This is a genomic window from Parviterribacter multiflagellatus, assembly GCF_056863265.1.
The window spans coordinates 490597-504038 of record NZ_JBXPIZ010000002.1 but is presented as its reverse complement, the minus strand read 5'-3'; the positions used below and the strand labels follow the sequence as shown (position 1 = coordinate 504038).

The 13442-nt window shown below is 72.1% G+C and carries 18 protein-coding genes and 1 tRNA gene; 10 read left to right on the top strand and 9 right to left on the bottom strand.

All coding sequences use genetic code 11. The features are described 5' to 3' along the window. Positions 1 to 131: 131 nt before the first annotated feature. Positions 132 to 665 carry a hypothetical protein gene (locus AC1UE5_RS05975; RefSeq protein ID WP_482921167.1) on the top strand — a complete coding sequence of 178 codons (534 nt, stop codon included), beginning with the start codon at positions 132 to 134 and terminating at the stop codon, positions 663 to 665. Between the two features lie 34 nt (positions 666 to 699). On the opposite strand, the gene AC1UE5_RS05970 is transcribed toward AC1UE5_RS05975, so the two are convergent. Next, positions 700 to 1056, bottom strand: a complete 357-nt coding sequence (locus AC1UE5_RS05970; protein ID WP_482921166.1) for a hypothetical protein — start codon at positions 1054 to 1056, stop codon at positions 700 to 702. 212 nt (positions 1057 to 1268) lie between these two features. Here AC1UE5_RS05970 and AC1UE5_RS05965 point away from each other — a divergent pair, with 212 nt between their 5' ends. Then, positions 1269 to 1940: a hypothetical protein gene (locus AC1UE5_RS05965; RefSeq protein WP_482921165.1), complete on the top strand. Its 672-nt coding sequence runs from the start codon at positions 1269 to 1271 to the stop codon at positions 1938 to 1940. Between the two features lie 12 nt (positions 1941 to 1952). Here the strand turns inward: AC1UE5_RS05965 and AC1UE5_RS05960 are convergent, their stop codons facing one another. Next, a complete protein-coding gene (locus AC1UE5_RS05960) occupies positions 1953 to 2429 on the bottom strand; it encodes an HIRAN domain-containing protein (protein ID WP_482921164.1) in 477 nt (158 codons plus the stop codon). 54 nt (positions 2430 to 2483) lie between these two features. On the opposite strand from AC1UE5_RS05960, the gene AC1UE5_RS05955 reads away from it, so the two are divergent. After that, positions 2484 to 2936: a Fur family transcriptional regulator gene (locus AC1UE5_RS05955; RefSeq protein ID WP_482921163.1), complete on the top strand. Its 453-nt coding sequence runs from the start codon at positions 2484 to 2486 to the stop codon at positions 2934 to 2936. On the opposite strand, the gene AC1UE5_RS05950 is transcribed toward AC1UE5_RS05955, so the two are convergent. Both AC1UE5_RS05950 and AC1UE5_RS05945 read right to left on the bottom strand, forming a co-directional pair. Further along, positions 2933 to 4174, bottom strand: a complete 1242-nt coding sequence (locus tag AC1UE5_RS05950; protein ID WP_482921162.1) for an EAL domain-containing protein — start codon at positions 4172 to 4174, stop codon at positions 2933 to 2935. The two genes, AC1UE5_RS05955 and AC1UE5_RS05950, sit on opposite strands and share 4 nt — an antisense overlap. A gap of 109 nt (positions 4175 to 4283) precedes the next feature. After that, positions 4284 to 4922, bottom strand: a complete 639-nt coding sequence (locus AC1UE5_RS05945) for a helix-turn-helix domain-containing protein (protein WP_482921161.1) — start codon at positions 4920 to 4922, stop codon at positions 4284 to 4286. 640 nt (positions 4923 to 5562) lie between these two features. On the opposite strand from AC1UE5_RS05945, the gene AC1UE5_RS05940 reads away from it, so the two are divergent. The 4 genes from AC1UE5_RS05940 (at position 5563) to AC1UE5_RS05925 (ending at position 7987) form a co-directional block, all read left to right on the top strand. Then, positions 5563 to 6669 (top strand): alcohol dehydrogenase catalytic domain-containing protein, encoded by a 1107-nt coding sequence (locus AC1UE5_RS05940; protein ID WP_482921160.1) that lies wholly within the window; start codon positions 5563 to 5565, stop codon positions 6667 to 6669. Next, on the top strand, positions 6666 to 7418 hold the full coding sequence (locus AC1UE5_RS05935) for a hydroxyacylglutathione hydrolase family protein (RefSeq protein WP_482921159.1): 753 nt from the start codon (positions 6666 to 6668) through the stop codon (positions 7416 to 7418). Before AC1UE5_RS05940 ends, AC1UE5_RS05935 begins: the two co-directional genes overlap by 4 nt. Positions 7419 to 7487: 69 nt before the next feature. Beyond that, complete coding sequence (locus tag AC1UE5_RS05930) at positions 7488 to 7856, top strand: cupin domain-containing protein (protein WP_482921158.1); 369 nt, start codon at positions 7488 to 7490, stop codon at positions 7854 to 7856. A gap of 58 nt (positions 7857 to 7914) precedes the next feature. Beyond that, a tRNA-His gene (locus tag AC1UE5_RS05925) sits at positions 7915 to 7987 on the top strand. 50 nt (positions 7988 to 8037) lie between these two features. Here the strand turns inward: AC1UE5_RS05925 and AC1UE5_RS05920 are convergent. The 3 genes from AC1UE5_RS05920 to AC1UE5_RS05910 form a co-directional block, all read right to left on the bottom strand. Next, the gene (locus tag AC1UE5_RS05920; protein WP_482921157.1) at positions 8038 to 8844 is read right to left on the bottom strand and encodes an ArsR/SmtB family transcription factor; all 807 of its coding nucleotides are present in this window, start codon (positions 8842 to 8844) and stop codon (positions 8038 to 8040) included. Positions 8845 to 8905: 61 nt separating this feature from the next. Then, positions 8906 to 9385: an SRPBCC family protein gene (locus tag AC1UE5_RS05915; protein WP_482921156.1), complete on the bottom strand. Its 480-nt coding sequence runs from the start codon at positions 9383 to 9385 to the stop codon at positions 8906 to 8908. After that, positions 9382 to 9702, bottom strand: coding sequence for an ArsR/SmtB family transcription factor (locus AC1UE5_RS05910; protein ID WP_482921155.1), 321 nt, complete (start codon positions 9700 to 9702; stop codon positions 9382 to 9384). The genes AC1UE5_RS05915 and AC1UE5_RS05910 overlap by 4 nt, the downstream gene beginning before the upstream one ends. A gap of 75 nt (positions 9703 to 9777) precedes the next feature. On the opposite strand from AC1UE5_RS05910, the gene AC1UE5_RS05905 reads away from it, so the two are divergent. The 3 genes from AC1UE5_RS05905 to AC1UE5_RS05895 all read left to right on the top strand — a co-directional run bounded on the left by AC1UE5_RS05905 (position 9778) and on the right by AC1UE5_RS05895 (position 11849). Beyond that, positions 9778 to 10134, top strand: coding sequence for a DUF4180 domain-containing protein (locus AC1UE5_RS05905; RefSeq protein WP_482921154.1), 357 nt, complete (start codon positions 9778 to 9780; stop codon positions 10132 to 10134). 63 nt (positions 10135 to 10197) lie between these two features. Next, a complete protein-coding gene (locus tag AC1UE5_RS05900; protein ID WP_482921153.1) occupies positions 10198 to 10467 on the top strand; it encodes a 4Fe-4S dicluster domain-containing protein in 270 nt (89 codons plus the stop codon). Next, positions 10464 to 11849, top strand: a complete 1386-nt coding sequence (locus AC1UE5_RS05895; protein ID WP_482921152.1) for an FAD-dependent oxidoreductase — start codon at positions 10464 to 10466, stop codon at positions 11847 to 11849. Before AC1UE5_RS05900 ends, AC1UE5_RS05895 begins: the two co-directional genes overlap by 4 nt. On the opposite strand, the gene AC1UE5_RS05890 is transcribed toward AC1UE5_RS05895, so the two are convergent. Together AC1UE5_RS05890 and AC1UE5_RS05885 are read right to left on the bottom strand one after the other, a co-directional pair. Beyond that, entirely contained in the window at positions 11846 to 13066 is a 1221-nt protein-coding gene (locus tag AC1UE5_RS05890; protein ID WP_482921151.1) for a GNAT family N-acetyltransferase, read from the bottom strand. The genes AC1UE5_RS05895 and AC1UE5_RS05890 overlap by 4 nt on opposite strands. A gap of 22 nt (positions 13067 to 13088) precedes the next feature. Then, positions 13089 to 13439: an MmcQ/YjbR family DNA-binding protein gene (locus AC1UE5_RS05885; RefSeq protein WP_482921150.1), complete on the bottom strand. Its 351-nt coding sequence runs from the start codon at positions 13437 to 13439 to the stop codon at positions 13089 to 13091. Positions 13440 to 13442 lie beyond the last annotated feature (3 nt).

The window sequence follows — 13442 nt, the reverse complement described above, 5'->3', positions numbered from 1 at the left end:
TGACCGCACCGTGACCCTCCGCCGCAGAGCGCGGGTTTCCCGCACCTGCGCGGCGGGGTCGGGCGGATCTCGTCAGGTCCCGTCGGCGGTGGAATGCAGGGCGTTCCACCAAACCCGAGCGGAGACCCGACATGAGCAAGATCTTCAACCTGACGACCGTCGCCGGAGGCGTGGCGCTCGGCATGATCGTCGCGGGCATCCTGGCGCTGATCGGCGGGACGTACGCCAAGGACGTCGTGCACGACCAGCTCGTGCCCCAGAAGATCTTCTTCCCGCAGAAGGGGGAGGAGCTGCCCGAGAGCCTCAACGAGTACGCGGGCGAGCAGGTCGACACGGCCGCCGAGGCCAGGGCGTTCGCCGACGACTACATCGGGCTGCACCTGGAGGGCATCGGCCAGGGCAAGAGCTACTCCGAGGTGTCGGGCGAGTTCATGAAGGACCCGAACAACAAGGAGCTGGCCCAGCAGCGCCAGACGCTCTTCATGGGCGAGACGCTGCGCGGGACGCTGCTGAGCGCCTGGGGCTGGGGCACCGTCGGGACGATCGCGTCGATCGCCGGCATCGTCCTGATCGTCCTCGGCGCCGTCCTGCTGATCGTGCCGCTGCTGGCGCTGCGCTCCGGCCGCCGCGCCGGCGCCACCACCGCCGCCGCGGCGACCGCATAGCGCGGGCGACGACCGAAGGGCCCGCGGGGCCGCGTCAGAGGGTGACGCGGCCCCGCATCTCGTAGGCGACGGCGTAGGTTCGGCTCCCGCGGGAGCAGGAGAACAGGCGGGGGCGCGAGGCGGCGGTGGCGCTCGCGCAGTTCCAACCGCGGTGCATTCGGAAGCACCCGCTGCCGGTGCACGGTGACGTGGTCGTCGCGTACCACGAGAGCATCCGGAGCCCGGCGGCACACGACGTGCCCTCGACCCGGGCCTCGACGTGATGGCCGTCGGCGAGCTGGACGTTCCCGCAGGAACGCTCGCGCGCGTGGGCGGCGGTGGGGTCGGCGAGGCCCGCGGGGCCGGCGACGAGGAGGAGTGCCGCGAGGGCGGCGAAGCGATGGAGGCTCACGGGGCGGCGGAGGGCTGCGCGGCGGGTGGTTCGCCCCGGCGCCCGCTCGGATCGCGCTCTACGGCCAGGTGCCGACCCTTCCTCCCCGGTTCACGCGCCTGCGGAGAACCTCTCCCGGAGCTGCCTCCGCCGACCACGGGCGGCGGAAGCGCTGGATGCGGTCGGTCTGACCTGATTAGTGTCGATTCCGCCAACCATCGAGAGGAGCAGCGATGTCCACCGCCAGGGCCACTGGGCGATCGCGGTTGCAGATCGGCTCGCCGGAGGCGCTCGTCGCGCCGGTGCACGCCGGCCCAGAGGCGTTCGCGGCCACTCGGCGCCGCGGCCTCGTCATGAAGGAGCTGACGCTCCACCGCACGGGCGACATCTTCAGCACCAGAGGGGAGATCTACTACCTCGCAACCGGCTTCACGCTCAACGGGGAGAAGCCGACGGTGTTCCCGATCGGCGACGCGGACAAGGCGATCCTGAGGCTCGATGAGGGCGAGACGTTCCACTTCTCGCTGGGGCAGGGCGCGCCGGTCTTCCCGCCCACCGAGCTCGTTGGCGGGCTGTCCCTGCAGATCCACGTGTTCGACTCCGACGGGGGCGCCCGGCGCGCGGGTGAGACAATGAAGAAGGCCGCCGACGCGGTCAGGGACGACGGCAAGGTCCTCGACCTGCTCGCCAAGCTCGCCAAGCCGGAGAAGATCGCGCTCGACCTCGTCGCGGGCGCCGCCGGCGAGATCACCAAGGTCGTCGGCGCGATCCTCGAGAGCAACAGCGACGACCAGATCGACTTCTTCACGGGCTTCTGGTCGGCCGACGATCCCTGGGACGGTCAGCTCGACGCGGACCAGCGCGGCGCGTCGATCCGGCTGGCCGAGGTCACCGCGCCGCTCTGAGCTAGGAGGGGGTCAGCGCACGCGGAGGGAGAGCGCGTCGCCCGGCGCGAGGAGCATCGTCACGCCCGTGCGCGGGTCGCGCGGGGACGCGCGGCGCTCGCGCAGGACGACCGCGGACCAGTGCTCGCCCGCGTCGAGCGACGGGGCGATCTCCGCCGCCAGCTCGCGCGGGACGTAGCCGAGCTGGCGGCCGCTCGGGAGGTCGACCGCGATCGCGTTCGGGTCGTGCGCGTTCTCCGGGTCGCGGCGCAGGACGAGCGGGCAACCGGGCGAGGCGGCGGAGGAGCGGAGCGCGGGGGAGTAGTGGCCGGCCGCGCCGGCGACGCTCGCGACCCGGACGCCGCGGCCGGCGAGCTGCTCCGCGTCGCGCGCGAGGAACGTCCCCGTGGCCGGATCGATCGGCTGGTACCCCGCCAGCCACACCTGGCCGCCGTCGGGCGGGTACCAGTAGCGCTCCTCGAGCTCGACGTCCACGACCACCGGCTCCATGCAGCGAACCTACCCGCAAACCAGGGCACTTCCCGACCGCTACGATCGGATCAGATGAGCCACGAGGACGACTGGAGCACCCGCGCGGTCACCCAGCTCGAGGAAGGCGGCAAGCGCAGCGAGGTGCGGCGCGCAGTCGTCGAGAAGCTGGGCGCGCAGCCGTGCGCGGTCAGCGCGCAGGACCTCGAGGACCTCCTCAGCGAGGATGGCCGCAAGGTCGGTCGCGCCACCGTCTACCGAGTGCTCGAGCAGCTCCTGGAGGCGGGCCTCGTCGAGCGGCTCGACCTCGGCAAGGCCGGCACGCGGTACGAGCCGCACCGGCACGGCTCCGGCCACCACCACCACGTCGTCTGCGACAACTGCGGCGACGTCATCCCGTTCGCCGACCCCGGGCTCGAGAAGGCGATCGACAAGGTCGTCAGCAAGCTCGACTTCGCGGTCTCCGGGCACGACGTCGTGCTGCACGGCGACTGCGGCCGCTGCGACGACGACGCGCCCGCGAGCTAGCGCGCAGCGCGGGACGCGCCACGCACCTGCGGGGCGTCGGTGCCGGCGGCGGGCGCGGCCGGAAGGCGCTCCGGCCGGCCCAGCCGGAACCCCTGCCCGTAGACGACGCCCAGCTCCCGCAGCGCGCGGATCTCCTCGTCCGTCTCGATCCCCTCCGCGACGAAGACCGCCTGCGTCTCCGCGGCGAACGAGATGAAGGCGCGCGTCAGCGCACGCTCGCCGCGGTGGTCGGCGATCCGCCGCGTGAGCGACATGTCCGCCTTGATGACCTCCGGCTGCACGCGCAGGATGTGCCGCAGCGACGCGAACCCCGCGCCGGCGTCGTCGATCGCCAGCCGCACCCCGCGCCGGCGCAGGCGCTCGAGCCGCGGGCAGAAGTCGTCGTAGTCCTCGATCGGCGCGTGCTCGGTGATCTCGACGATCACGCGCTCGCCGATCGACGGCGGGAGCATCGCGAGCATCTGGTCCGACACCGCGGTCTCGGGCGACAGGTTGATCGAGAGCGCGACGTCCTGGGGGAGCCGTGGCAGCTCGGCGAGCGCGTGGCCCGCGGCCGCCAGCTCCAGCTCGAGCTGCATGCCGACCTCGGCCGCCTCGTCGAACCACAGGTTCGGCGCGCGCAGCGGCTCGGTCGCGAACCGCGCGAGCGCCTCGTACGCCAGCAGGCGCCCGTCGCCGAGGCCGACGATCGGCTGGAAGACCATCGACAGCAGCCCGTGGCTGAGCACGTGCGAGATCCGCGCCCGCGTCGCCCGCTCCTTCTCCGCCGCGACGTCCTCGCGCGCGAGCTTCATGGCGAGCTCGCCGACGAGGTCGCCCGCGACCTGCCGCGACACCGTCGACTGGCCGGCCGCCGCGGCGTGCACCGCCTCGATCAGCTCCTCGACGTCGTTGCCCTTGACGAGGTAGCCGCACGCGCCCGCGCGGAGCATCTCGACGACCGACTCGCGATCCTGCCGCCCGGAGAGCGCGAGGACCTGCGCGGCGGGCACGCGCTCGCGGATCGCGCGCGCGGCCTGCGGGCCGCCGCCGCCCGGCATGGCGACGTCGACGAGGCACACGTCGGGGCGCATCTGCACGGCGAGCGCGATCGCTTCGTGCGCATCGGCCGCGAGGCCGACGAGCTCGAAGTCCGGCTGCCCCTCGATCAGCGCGCTCAGCGCGACCTGCATGCCGGGATCGTCCTCGGCGAGGAGGATGCGGACAGGGGTGGACGGCGGGGGCGTGGGGGGCGTCACGCGTCAGGTGATGCCCGATCGACGCGCTCGGGCATAGCCGTCTGGACGCTCGTCGTATCGCCGACCGCGCTTCCAGGCGGAGCACGGTCGGCGGGACGACAAACGCGTGCTACTTGGCGTCCGGCTCCCCGTCGGGGAGGAAGTGGAGGAGCACGAGCTCGGTCGTGACCTCCTCGCCGGAGATCTTGCCGGCGGCGCGGCGCTCGACGACCTGCGCCTGGATGCTGAGGGCCTTCTCCATCGTCTTGTCGAGGAGCTTGACCATCTCCTTGTAGCCCTTCTCGTCCAGGTCGAACGTCGTCCAGGAGACGTGGGCGTCGGTGCGCTCGAAGCCGCCCTTCTTGGTGGCCTTGCCGACGTGCTGCCAGATCTGGTCGAGCGTCTGCCCGTAGATCTTGCGGCGCGCCGAGGCGGGAAGGCGCTTCCACTGCTCGTTGTCGAGCATCGCGCGGGTGGTCGCGCGGTAGTAGTGCTTGATCGCGCCGCGGCGCTGCTCGGTCTTCACGAGCTCGATCGCGCCGTACTCCCGCAGCTGGCGGAAGTGGTAGCCGACGTCGCCGAGCTTCTCGCCGAGCTCCTCGGCCACCTCGCGCGGACTGCTCACGCGCTGGTTGAGGATCTCGAGGATGCGCTGCCGCAGCGGGTGCGACATCGCCTTGACGAGCTTGTCGTCGATGGACTCCCGAGCGCTCGTTGGCGCTTTCTTCGTGGGAGTCTGCTTGGTCTTCTCTGGGGCGCCCGCGGTCATGATGCGGGCACCGTACCAGCGTTGTGGGACATCTCAGTCATGCGTACCGGATTTCTTTCCGTTTCCATACGTTGCGCAGACGCGCTTGCATGATCGCGAACTCGTGGTCAAATCGCCAGCGACATGGCGCATCGCGAGGGGTGGTACGAGGTTCGTGACGGCATTCGCGGTGGTTTCGGGCACTCCTGCCCACACCGGATTCCGGGGGTTTCGCGGGCGCTTCCGGAAGTGGGACACGTGAGCGCGACCTGACCAGTCGAGGCAGGTCTTGACGATTGTCGACACTCTGTCGTGTTGCCCGATCATCACGGCGCGCCCGGTCGACCTTGCGCATCTGGTGGACCTCGTGCCCGAAGTGGAAGTCTCGGTGTTCCCTGACCGGTTGAGGCCGCGCAACGCGGTCAACGGCGCCCTCATGAGTGATCCTCGGTCATCGATCCGGGGTGGGTTCGGCCGGTCGCGGCGGGCGCTGTCCCGATGTGGGTCACGGCGACGGCGCGACGCCGTTTCGGGAGCCGGCGGAGCGCACCGGCCTGAGCCGGCGTGCGTTGGCGCGCTCCCACCAGCCGGCCCGGTCGGTCCCGCCCGCGCGCGAGCGCGAACCCGACGCCGGACGCGCGCCGTGGAAGACTGGGCGGTGATGCAGATCCGTGCTGCCGTTCTCGAGCGCTTCGGCGAGCCGCTCGTGGTCCAGGACGTCGAGCTCGCCGCGCCGAAGCAGGGGGAGGTGCTCGTCCGCCTGCATGCCTGCGGCGTGTGCCACACCGACATGTACACCGCGTCGGGGGTCGACCCGTCGGGCTACTCGCCTTGCGTGCTCGGGCACGAGGGCGCGGGCGTGGTGGAGGCGATCGGGCCGGGCGTCGAGTCGCTCGCGGTCGGCGACCACGTCGTGACGCTCTTCTCGCCGCAGTGCGGCACGTGCGTGAACTGCCGCTCGGGCAAGACGAACATCTGCGTCGCGATCCGCGAGCAGCAGAACGCCGGCTACCTCCCCGACGGCACGACCCGGCTGTCGCGCGGCGGCGACGAGCTGCGGCACTTCATGGGCTGCTCGACCTTCGCCGAGGCGACCGTCATGGCGGAGATCTCGCTGGCGAAGGTCAGCCCCGAGGCACCGCACGAGGCGACCGCGCTGTTCGCCTGCGGCCTGTCGACCGGGCTCGGCGCGGCGATGTACCGCGCGCAGGTCGAGGAGGGCTCGACGGTCGTCGTGTTCGGCCTCGGCATGGTGGGCCTCGGCGCGGTCGCCGGCGCGCGGCTGATGGGGGCGGAGCGGATCATCGCGGTGGACCTGAGCGACGACCGGCTCGCGCACGCCAAGCACCACGGCGCGACCGACCTGTGGAAGGGCGGCGACGACGTCGTCGACCGCGTGCTGGAGGAGACCGGCGGCTACGGCGCGGACTTCACCTTCGAGGCGACCGGCAACGTCAACGTGATGCGGCAGGCGGTCGAGGCGGCGCGGATGGGCTGGGGCGTCGCGTGCATGACCGGCGTCGCGGGCAAGGGCGAGACGCTCGACATCGTCCCGCGGTACCTGATCACGGGCCGCAAGGTGATGGGCGCCTCGTTCGGCGGCGTCAAGGGGCGCGAGCAGGTCCCGCAGCTCGTCGACCGCTACCTCGCGGGCGACATCGACGTCGACAGCTTCATCTCGCATCGCATCACGTTGGACGAGGTCAACAAGGGGTTCGACCTCATGCACCACCAGGACGGCATCAGGAGCGTGATCCAGTACGCATGATCATCGAGCGCACCGAGTCCCCGCAGTGGACGTCGAACGCGTACCTCGTCGCTGACGAGGAGGGCGGCCACGCCGTGCTCATCGACGGCAACGGGGAGGTCGCGCCGCTGATGGAGAAGGCGGCGGAGCTCGGCGTCACCGTCGACGCGATCTTCATCACGCACTGGCACGGCGACCACATCGCGGGCGTCGACCAGTACATCGCGCGGTTCGAGGAGGCGGGCGTCTACGCGCACGCGTGGACCAAGGAGGCGGTGGCCGACGCGGGCCTGGTCGTCGACCACGTCGTCGCCGACGGCGACGTGCTCGAGTTCGGCGGGCTGCGGATCGAGGTGCTCGACACCCCCGGCCACACCGCCGGCCAGATCTCGCTGCTGGTCAACGGCACCGACGTCTTCACCGCCGACGTGCTCTTCAAGGGGACGGTCGGCGGGACGTTCGCGCCGGGCAACACCGGCTACGCGGACCACAAGGCGTCGGTCCTGCGGCTGGTCGACCTCCCGCCGGAGACCCGCGTGCACCCGGGTCACACGCTCCCGACGACGGCGGGGGAGGAGGCCTCCGACAACCCGTTCGTCCGCATCTGGCGCGGCGTCGACCCCGAGGGCGACGAGCGCGTGTCGGTGTGGGACCGTGAGGCGACGCTGGTGCTGTGGGCGCCCGACTACGACGGCACGAACAAGGCGTGGGTGCGCTTCCACGACTCCGGCGAGGACGGCATCGTCGGGGGCTCGCAGGTCAAGCGCTAGGCGCCGCGTGATCGCTGGCATGCCGGATCCGACTGGCTCCGGCATGTCGCGCGTGCGACCGTGGGTCGCATGGCCGACTACGACATCTCCACCGACGTGCGGTTCACCCCGCTGACGCTCATCGACGTCGACGCCGAGGCGGCCGCGCACGAGCCGTGGTTCAACGAGACGCTCACGCAGGTCAACGACGCGGTGGTCCGGCTCGGGGTGCTCGAGGGCGAGTTCCACTGGCACAAGCACGACGAGGAGGACGAGTTCTTCTTCGTCCTGACCGGCGAGCTGCTGATCGACGTGGAGGGCGAGCCCGAGCCGGCCGCGCGGCTGGGCCCGCACCAGGGCTACACGGTCCCGCGCGGGGTCGTCCACCGCACCCGCGCGCCCGTCCGCACGACGCTCCTGATGGTCGAGCCGGCGGGCGTGGTGCCGACCGGCGACTGAGGCTCGAACCGCCGCGCTTGTCACGCGCGCGCCGCACGCTAGCCTTACGGCCTGCCTGGTGGGCGTAGCTCAGCTGGTAGAGCTCCTGGTTGTGGTCCAGGCGGTCGGGGGTTCGAGTCCCCTCGCTCACCCTTCAGGTCTTGCAACGAAGCCCCGCCCGCGCGCGGGGCTTCGTCGTTCCTCAGGCGTACATCAGCGAGCCGGGCGTGTCGAGCTGCTCGCCGGTCTCCAGCAGGGTCTTGAGGCCCGAGAGGACCATCGGCCAGCCGCCGTAGAGCTCGGCGTTGGCGCCGGCGGGGAGCTGGTCGTGGGTGACGGTGAGGCGGCAGGAGGTGCCGACGGGCTCGATCTCCCACGTCACGCGCGTGGTGCCCTGTGCGCGCACGTCCTCGCTCCACAGCGCCTCGTAGGTCTGGACGAGCAGGCGCGGCGGGTCGACCTCCACGTTGGTCCCGCGCGCGAGGTCGACGACGCCCGGGACGCCGACCGTGTACTCGGAGCCCGGCGTCCACTCCGAGTGCGCCTCGGCGCCGAAGCTGTAGCGGCGGCGCTGCGCGGGGTCGGTGATCGCCTCCCACAGGCGCTCGGGCGTCGTCTTGATGAAGACCTCGAACACCGCGGTGCCGCCCGCGACCGGCGCCGTCCCGTCCGCCCAGGAGACCGTCTTGGTCTGCGTCATCGTCTCGTCCTCCAGTGTCTGCTTGAGCGCGCTGAGCGTCGCCGCCCAGGGCTCGGCGTACTTGCTCACCCACCGGTCGTGCGCGAGCCGGATCGGGACGGGGTTCAGGAAGTGCAGCTTCTCGCGGCCGCGGCGCTGCGTGACCACGAGCCGCGCCTCCTCCAGCACCTTGAGGTGCTTCATGACGCCGAACCGCGTCATGGGGAGGCGCTCCTCGAGCGCGCTGAGCGTCTGCCCGTCGCGCTCGAACAGCTCGTCCAGGAGCGCGCGGCGGGTCGGGTCGGCGAGGGCCTTGAACACGTCGTCCACGCCCTCGACGATAGGTGACCAAAAGGTCACATGTCAAGCCCGCCCGACCCGTGCGCGGCGATCAGCCCGCCACGAGGTCCGCGTACCGGCGCAGGTAGAGCGGCCAGCCGCCGTCGGCGTCGACGCCCTCGCGCACGCCCTGCCACCCGTCGAGGTGGCGGTCGAGATGGCGGTGCTCGAGCTCGACCCGCGTGCGCTGCGGGCCCTCGGCGACGAAGCGGATCTCGACCTCGCTCGTCTTCTCGAGGTCGGTCTCGATCTGCCACTGCGGGTTGATGTCCCAGCTGATGACCAGGCGGTCGGGCGGGTCGAACGCGAGCACGCGCGCCCACTGGCACTCGCTGCCGTCGACGCCGCGGTCGTACAGCCGGCCGCCGGCGCGTGGCTCGAGGACCGTCTCGGCGATGTCGACCGCGAGCAGGTTGTGCTCGCGCGGCCTGAAGTCGCCGAACTGCTCGGTGAACACGGCGAACGCCCGCTCGATCGGGGCGTCGACCGTCACGTCGTGCCGGATCGTGGTGGCGTCGGAGGTGGACGTCATGGGCTCTCCTCGTTGGTGCGCTCGACCGTCTCCTTGAAGCCCGCGAGCGCGCTGCTCCAGAACTGGTCGAGCTCGGTCCTGAGGGCGGCGAGGCCCTCGGGGTGGACGTGGTAGATGCGGCGGGTCCCGTCGGCGCGGTCGACGACGAGCCCGGCGGCCTTGAGCACCTTCAGGTGCTGGGAGACCGCGGGTCGGCTGACGGGCAGGTCCTGGGCCAGCTCGCCGACCGCGCACGGGCGCCGGACGAGGCGTCGGTAGATCGTCCGCCGGGTGCGGTCGCCGAGCGCGTCCCAGGCCTGGTCAGTGTAAGTTTGCACTAACAGTTAGTCTAGACTTATATATGCGCCGGTGTCAAGAGCATTCGTCGCGGGCTCGGTAGAGTCGCGCGCTCGATGGCCGCGAACGTGCTGCATCTCGACCCCGAAGGACCGCCGGTCGCCTCGTCCGAGGAGGACGGGCGCGCGCTGCTGGAGGAGGGCATGGCCGCAGGCGCGGAGTGGATCGCCGTGCCGGTCGAGCGGCTGGCGCCTGAGTTCTTCGCGCTGGAGACGAAGGTCGCCGGGCTGGTGCTGCAGCGGCTGCAGCTCTACGGGTTCGGGCTGGCGGTGATCGGGGACGTGAGCGCGCACACGGCCGCGTCGACGAGCTTCAAGGGGCTCGTCGTGGAGGCCGAGCGCACCCGCGGCGCGCTCGTGTTCGCGCGCGATGCAGAGGACCTCGACGCCAAGCTCGCCGCCCGCGCTGCGTAGATTCGTCCGAAATCCGCGCGGGTTTCATGCGTTTCGCCGCGGATGTCGCTACCTTCCCGGGCCGTGACCTACGTCATCGTCGGAAGCTGCATCAAGGACGACATCTGCGTCGAGGTCTGCCCGGTCGACTGCATCCACCCGAAGCCGGGGAGCCCCGACTTCGAGACGGCGGAGCAGCTGTACATCGATCCGGCGACCTGCATCGACTGCGACGCGTGCGTCGAGGCCTGCCCCGTCAACGCGATCTACGCGGAGAACGAGGTGCCGGACAAGGACAAGGACTCGATCGACCTGAACGCCTTGTTCTTCAACGAGCGGACGGTCGTCTCGTGACGCTCGCGGGCACCGATCGTCTCCGCGTCGCCATCATCGGCGCCGGCCCCGCCGGCGCGTTCACCGCTGCCCGCCTGCGCGCGCGGGGAGACCGGTTCGACATCGACCTGTTCGAGCGTCTACCGACCCCGTGGGGCCTGCTCCGCGCGGGCGTCGCGCCGGACCACGGCTCGATCAAGGCGCTCGACGAGACGTTCGACAAGGCGACGTTCGACCGCGGCTGCCGCTTCTTCGGCAACGTCGAGGTCGGCCGCGACATCAGCCACGCCGACCTGGCGCAGCGCTACCACGCGGTCGTCTACGCCACCGGCGCCCAGACCGACAAGTCGCTCGGCATCCCGGGCGAGGACCTGCCCGGCTCGCTCGCCGCGACCCGCTTCGTCGGCTGGTACAACGGCCACCCGGACTTCCGCGACCTGGAGCCGGATCTCAGCCATCCGACCGCGGTCGTGATCGGCAACGGCAACGTCGCCGCCGACGTCACGCGCGTGCTCACCCGCAGCGTCGACGAGCTGGCGCGCACCGACCTCGCCGACCACGCGCTCAAGCAGCTGCGCGAGAGCAAGGTGGAGCGCGTCATCGTGCTCGGCCGCCGCGGCCCCGCGCAGGCGGCGTTCACCAACGCCGAGCTGCGCGAGCTCGGCCGCATGGCCGGGGTCAACGTCGTCGTGCGGCCCGACGAGGCGCAGCTCGACCCGGTCTCCGCCGAGTGGCTGGAGAGCGAGGGCACCTTCACCGCCCGCCGCAACACCGAGCACCTGCAGCACTACGCGGCCAACCCGCCGCGCCCGGGCGCCGAGCGCGCGATCGAGCTGCGGTTCCTCCGCTCGCCGGTCGCGATCCACGGCGAGGGCCGCGTGCAGTCGATCGAGATCGTCACGAACGAGCTGTACCGCGACGAGAGCGGCGCCCTGCGCGCTCGTGCCATCGACGGGACGAACGAGACGATCGAGGCCGGCCTCGTGCTGCGCTCGGTCGGCTACCAGGCCGTCCCGCTGCCCGACGTGCCGTTCGACGAGCGCCGCTACGTGCTCCCGAACGACGCCGGCCGCGTCCTCGACGCGCAGTCGCGCGAGCGCATCCCCGGCGTCTACACCGTCGGCTGGATCAAGCGCGGCCCGACCGGCATCCTCGGCACGAACAAGCGCGACGCGGAGGAGACCGTGTCGTCGCTCATCGCCGACTGGGAGGCCGGTGCGCTGCCGTCGCCCAACGGCGCCGGCGACGTCGCCGAGCTGCTGCGCGATCACCCGGACCTCGTCACCGCCGACGGCTGGCGCGCGATCGACGCGCATGAGCGCGGCGCGGGCGCCGTCAGCGAGCGCCCGCGCGTGAAGCTCGCCAGCCGCGACGAGCTGCTGGAGACCGCCCGCTCGGCCTAGAAGTGGTCGGGCGTCCAGGGGAGCCGCGGCGTGCGCAGCGCCGCGGCCAGCCCCTCGGCCGCGCCGGGCGTGTGCTCGGTGAGCGCGGCGGCGTCGACGAGCTGCAGCGGCGACGTGTCGCCGAGGTAGAGCGAGCCGAGGGCGGGCGCATCGAGCGTGAGGTCGGGCGCCGTGCCCGCAGCCGCGCGGCTCGCCCGCCCGTCGCCCTCCGCGGAGGTCTCCAGCCGCCACAGGCCCTCGTCACCGAGGTCGAGGGTGAGGTCGACCGGCGCCGCCCAGCCGCGGCCCGCGACGGCCGCGGGGAGGTCGAGCACCCGCAGCCACAGCGCGTCGCCGGCCGACGCGAACGTCACCTCGCGCGGGTCGGCCAGGCGGAAGGGGAGCGGGTCGTCGAGCGGGCGATCCTTCGCGGTGACCGTGCCGACGAGGTCGACCGAGCGCACGTAGGTCCACAACGCCGCCTCGACGTCGGGGTCGCGCCCGTGCAGCTCGAGCACCTCCAGCGTCGTCGCCGGCTCCGCGCCGCGGACGCGGTAGAGCACGTAGCCGACGACCTCGCCGCCCGCCGCGCGCGCCACCACGAGCCGCTTCTCGCGCGCGCCGTCGCGGCCCTCCTCGGGGTCGTAGAGGATGTCGTCCTCCCACCACGCGCGCGAGCGCGCCGGGACGCCCGCGCGGCGTGTGCGCACGGCCGCCCACACCGGCTCCAGCAGCGGGGCGGCGCCCGCGACCGGCACGAGGTCGAGCGTGTACTCGCCCCGCGGCGGGCGGGCCAGGGCCCCGCTCCCGCCCGGCATCTCCAGCTGCGCGTGACGCGTCGCGACGCCGAACCCGAACCGTCCGTAGATGCCACCCTCGGCGGCCCACAGCGCGGCCAGCGGCTCGCCGGCCGCGCGCGCGTCGTCGAGCAGCCGGGCCATCATCCGCCGCAGGATGCCGCGGCGCCGGTGGGTGGGGAGCACGGTGATGATCGTGATGCCCGCGCACCCGAGCTCGCCGCCGCCCGGCACCGAGAGCGGCCGCGCGAACGCGCCCGACGTGCCGACCACGCGCCCGCCACCGTCGTACGCGATCGCGGTCCGCTCGCCGAGCAGCCCGATCCACTTCGCCATCGACTCGACGCTCGTCGTCTCGTGGAACGCCACGTTCATGCACGAACGCAAGTTCTCAAGGTCGCCGGCGTCCAGCGGCCGGATCTCGATCTCGTCCTGACCCATGGCGCCCGACGCTACCGGCCGCTCATGGTTCGAACCCGAGCCGCTCCCGCACGAGGAACTTCGGCACGACCATCGCCCACGCGTCCTGCACGAGCTCGGTCATCTCCGCGACGTCCAGCGCCGCGGTGCGCGCGCAGACCCAGTTGAAGCGCAGGTCGCTGGCGCGCGGCAGCAGGAACTTCTCCGGCTCGCCGCCGACGAGCCCGTCGCGCATCGCCTTGGGGAAGGCGAACCCCATGACGTCCTCCTCGCGCGAGAAGCTCAGGTAGACGATCTGCTTGACGCGGAACTTCACGCGCCCGTGGATGACGTGCTCGGTCGTGCGGGGGAGCGTGAGCGCCACGGCGCGGGCGTCGGCGACGGTGATGGGCATGGC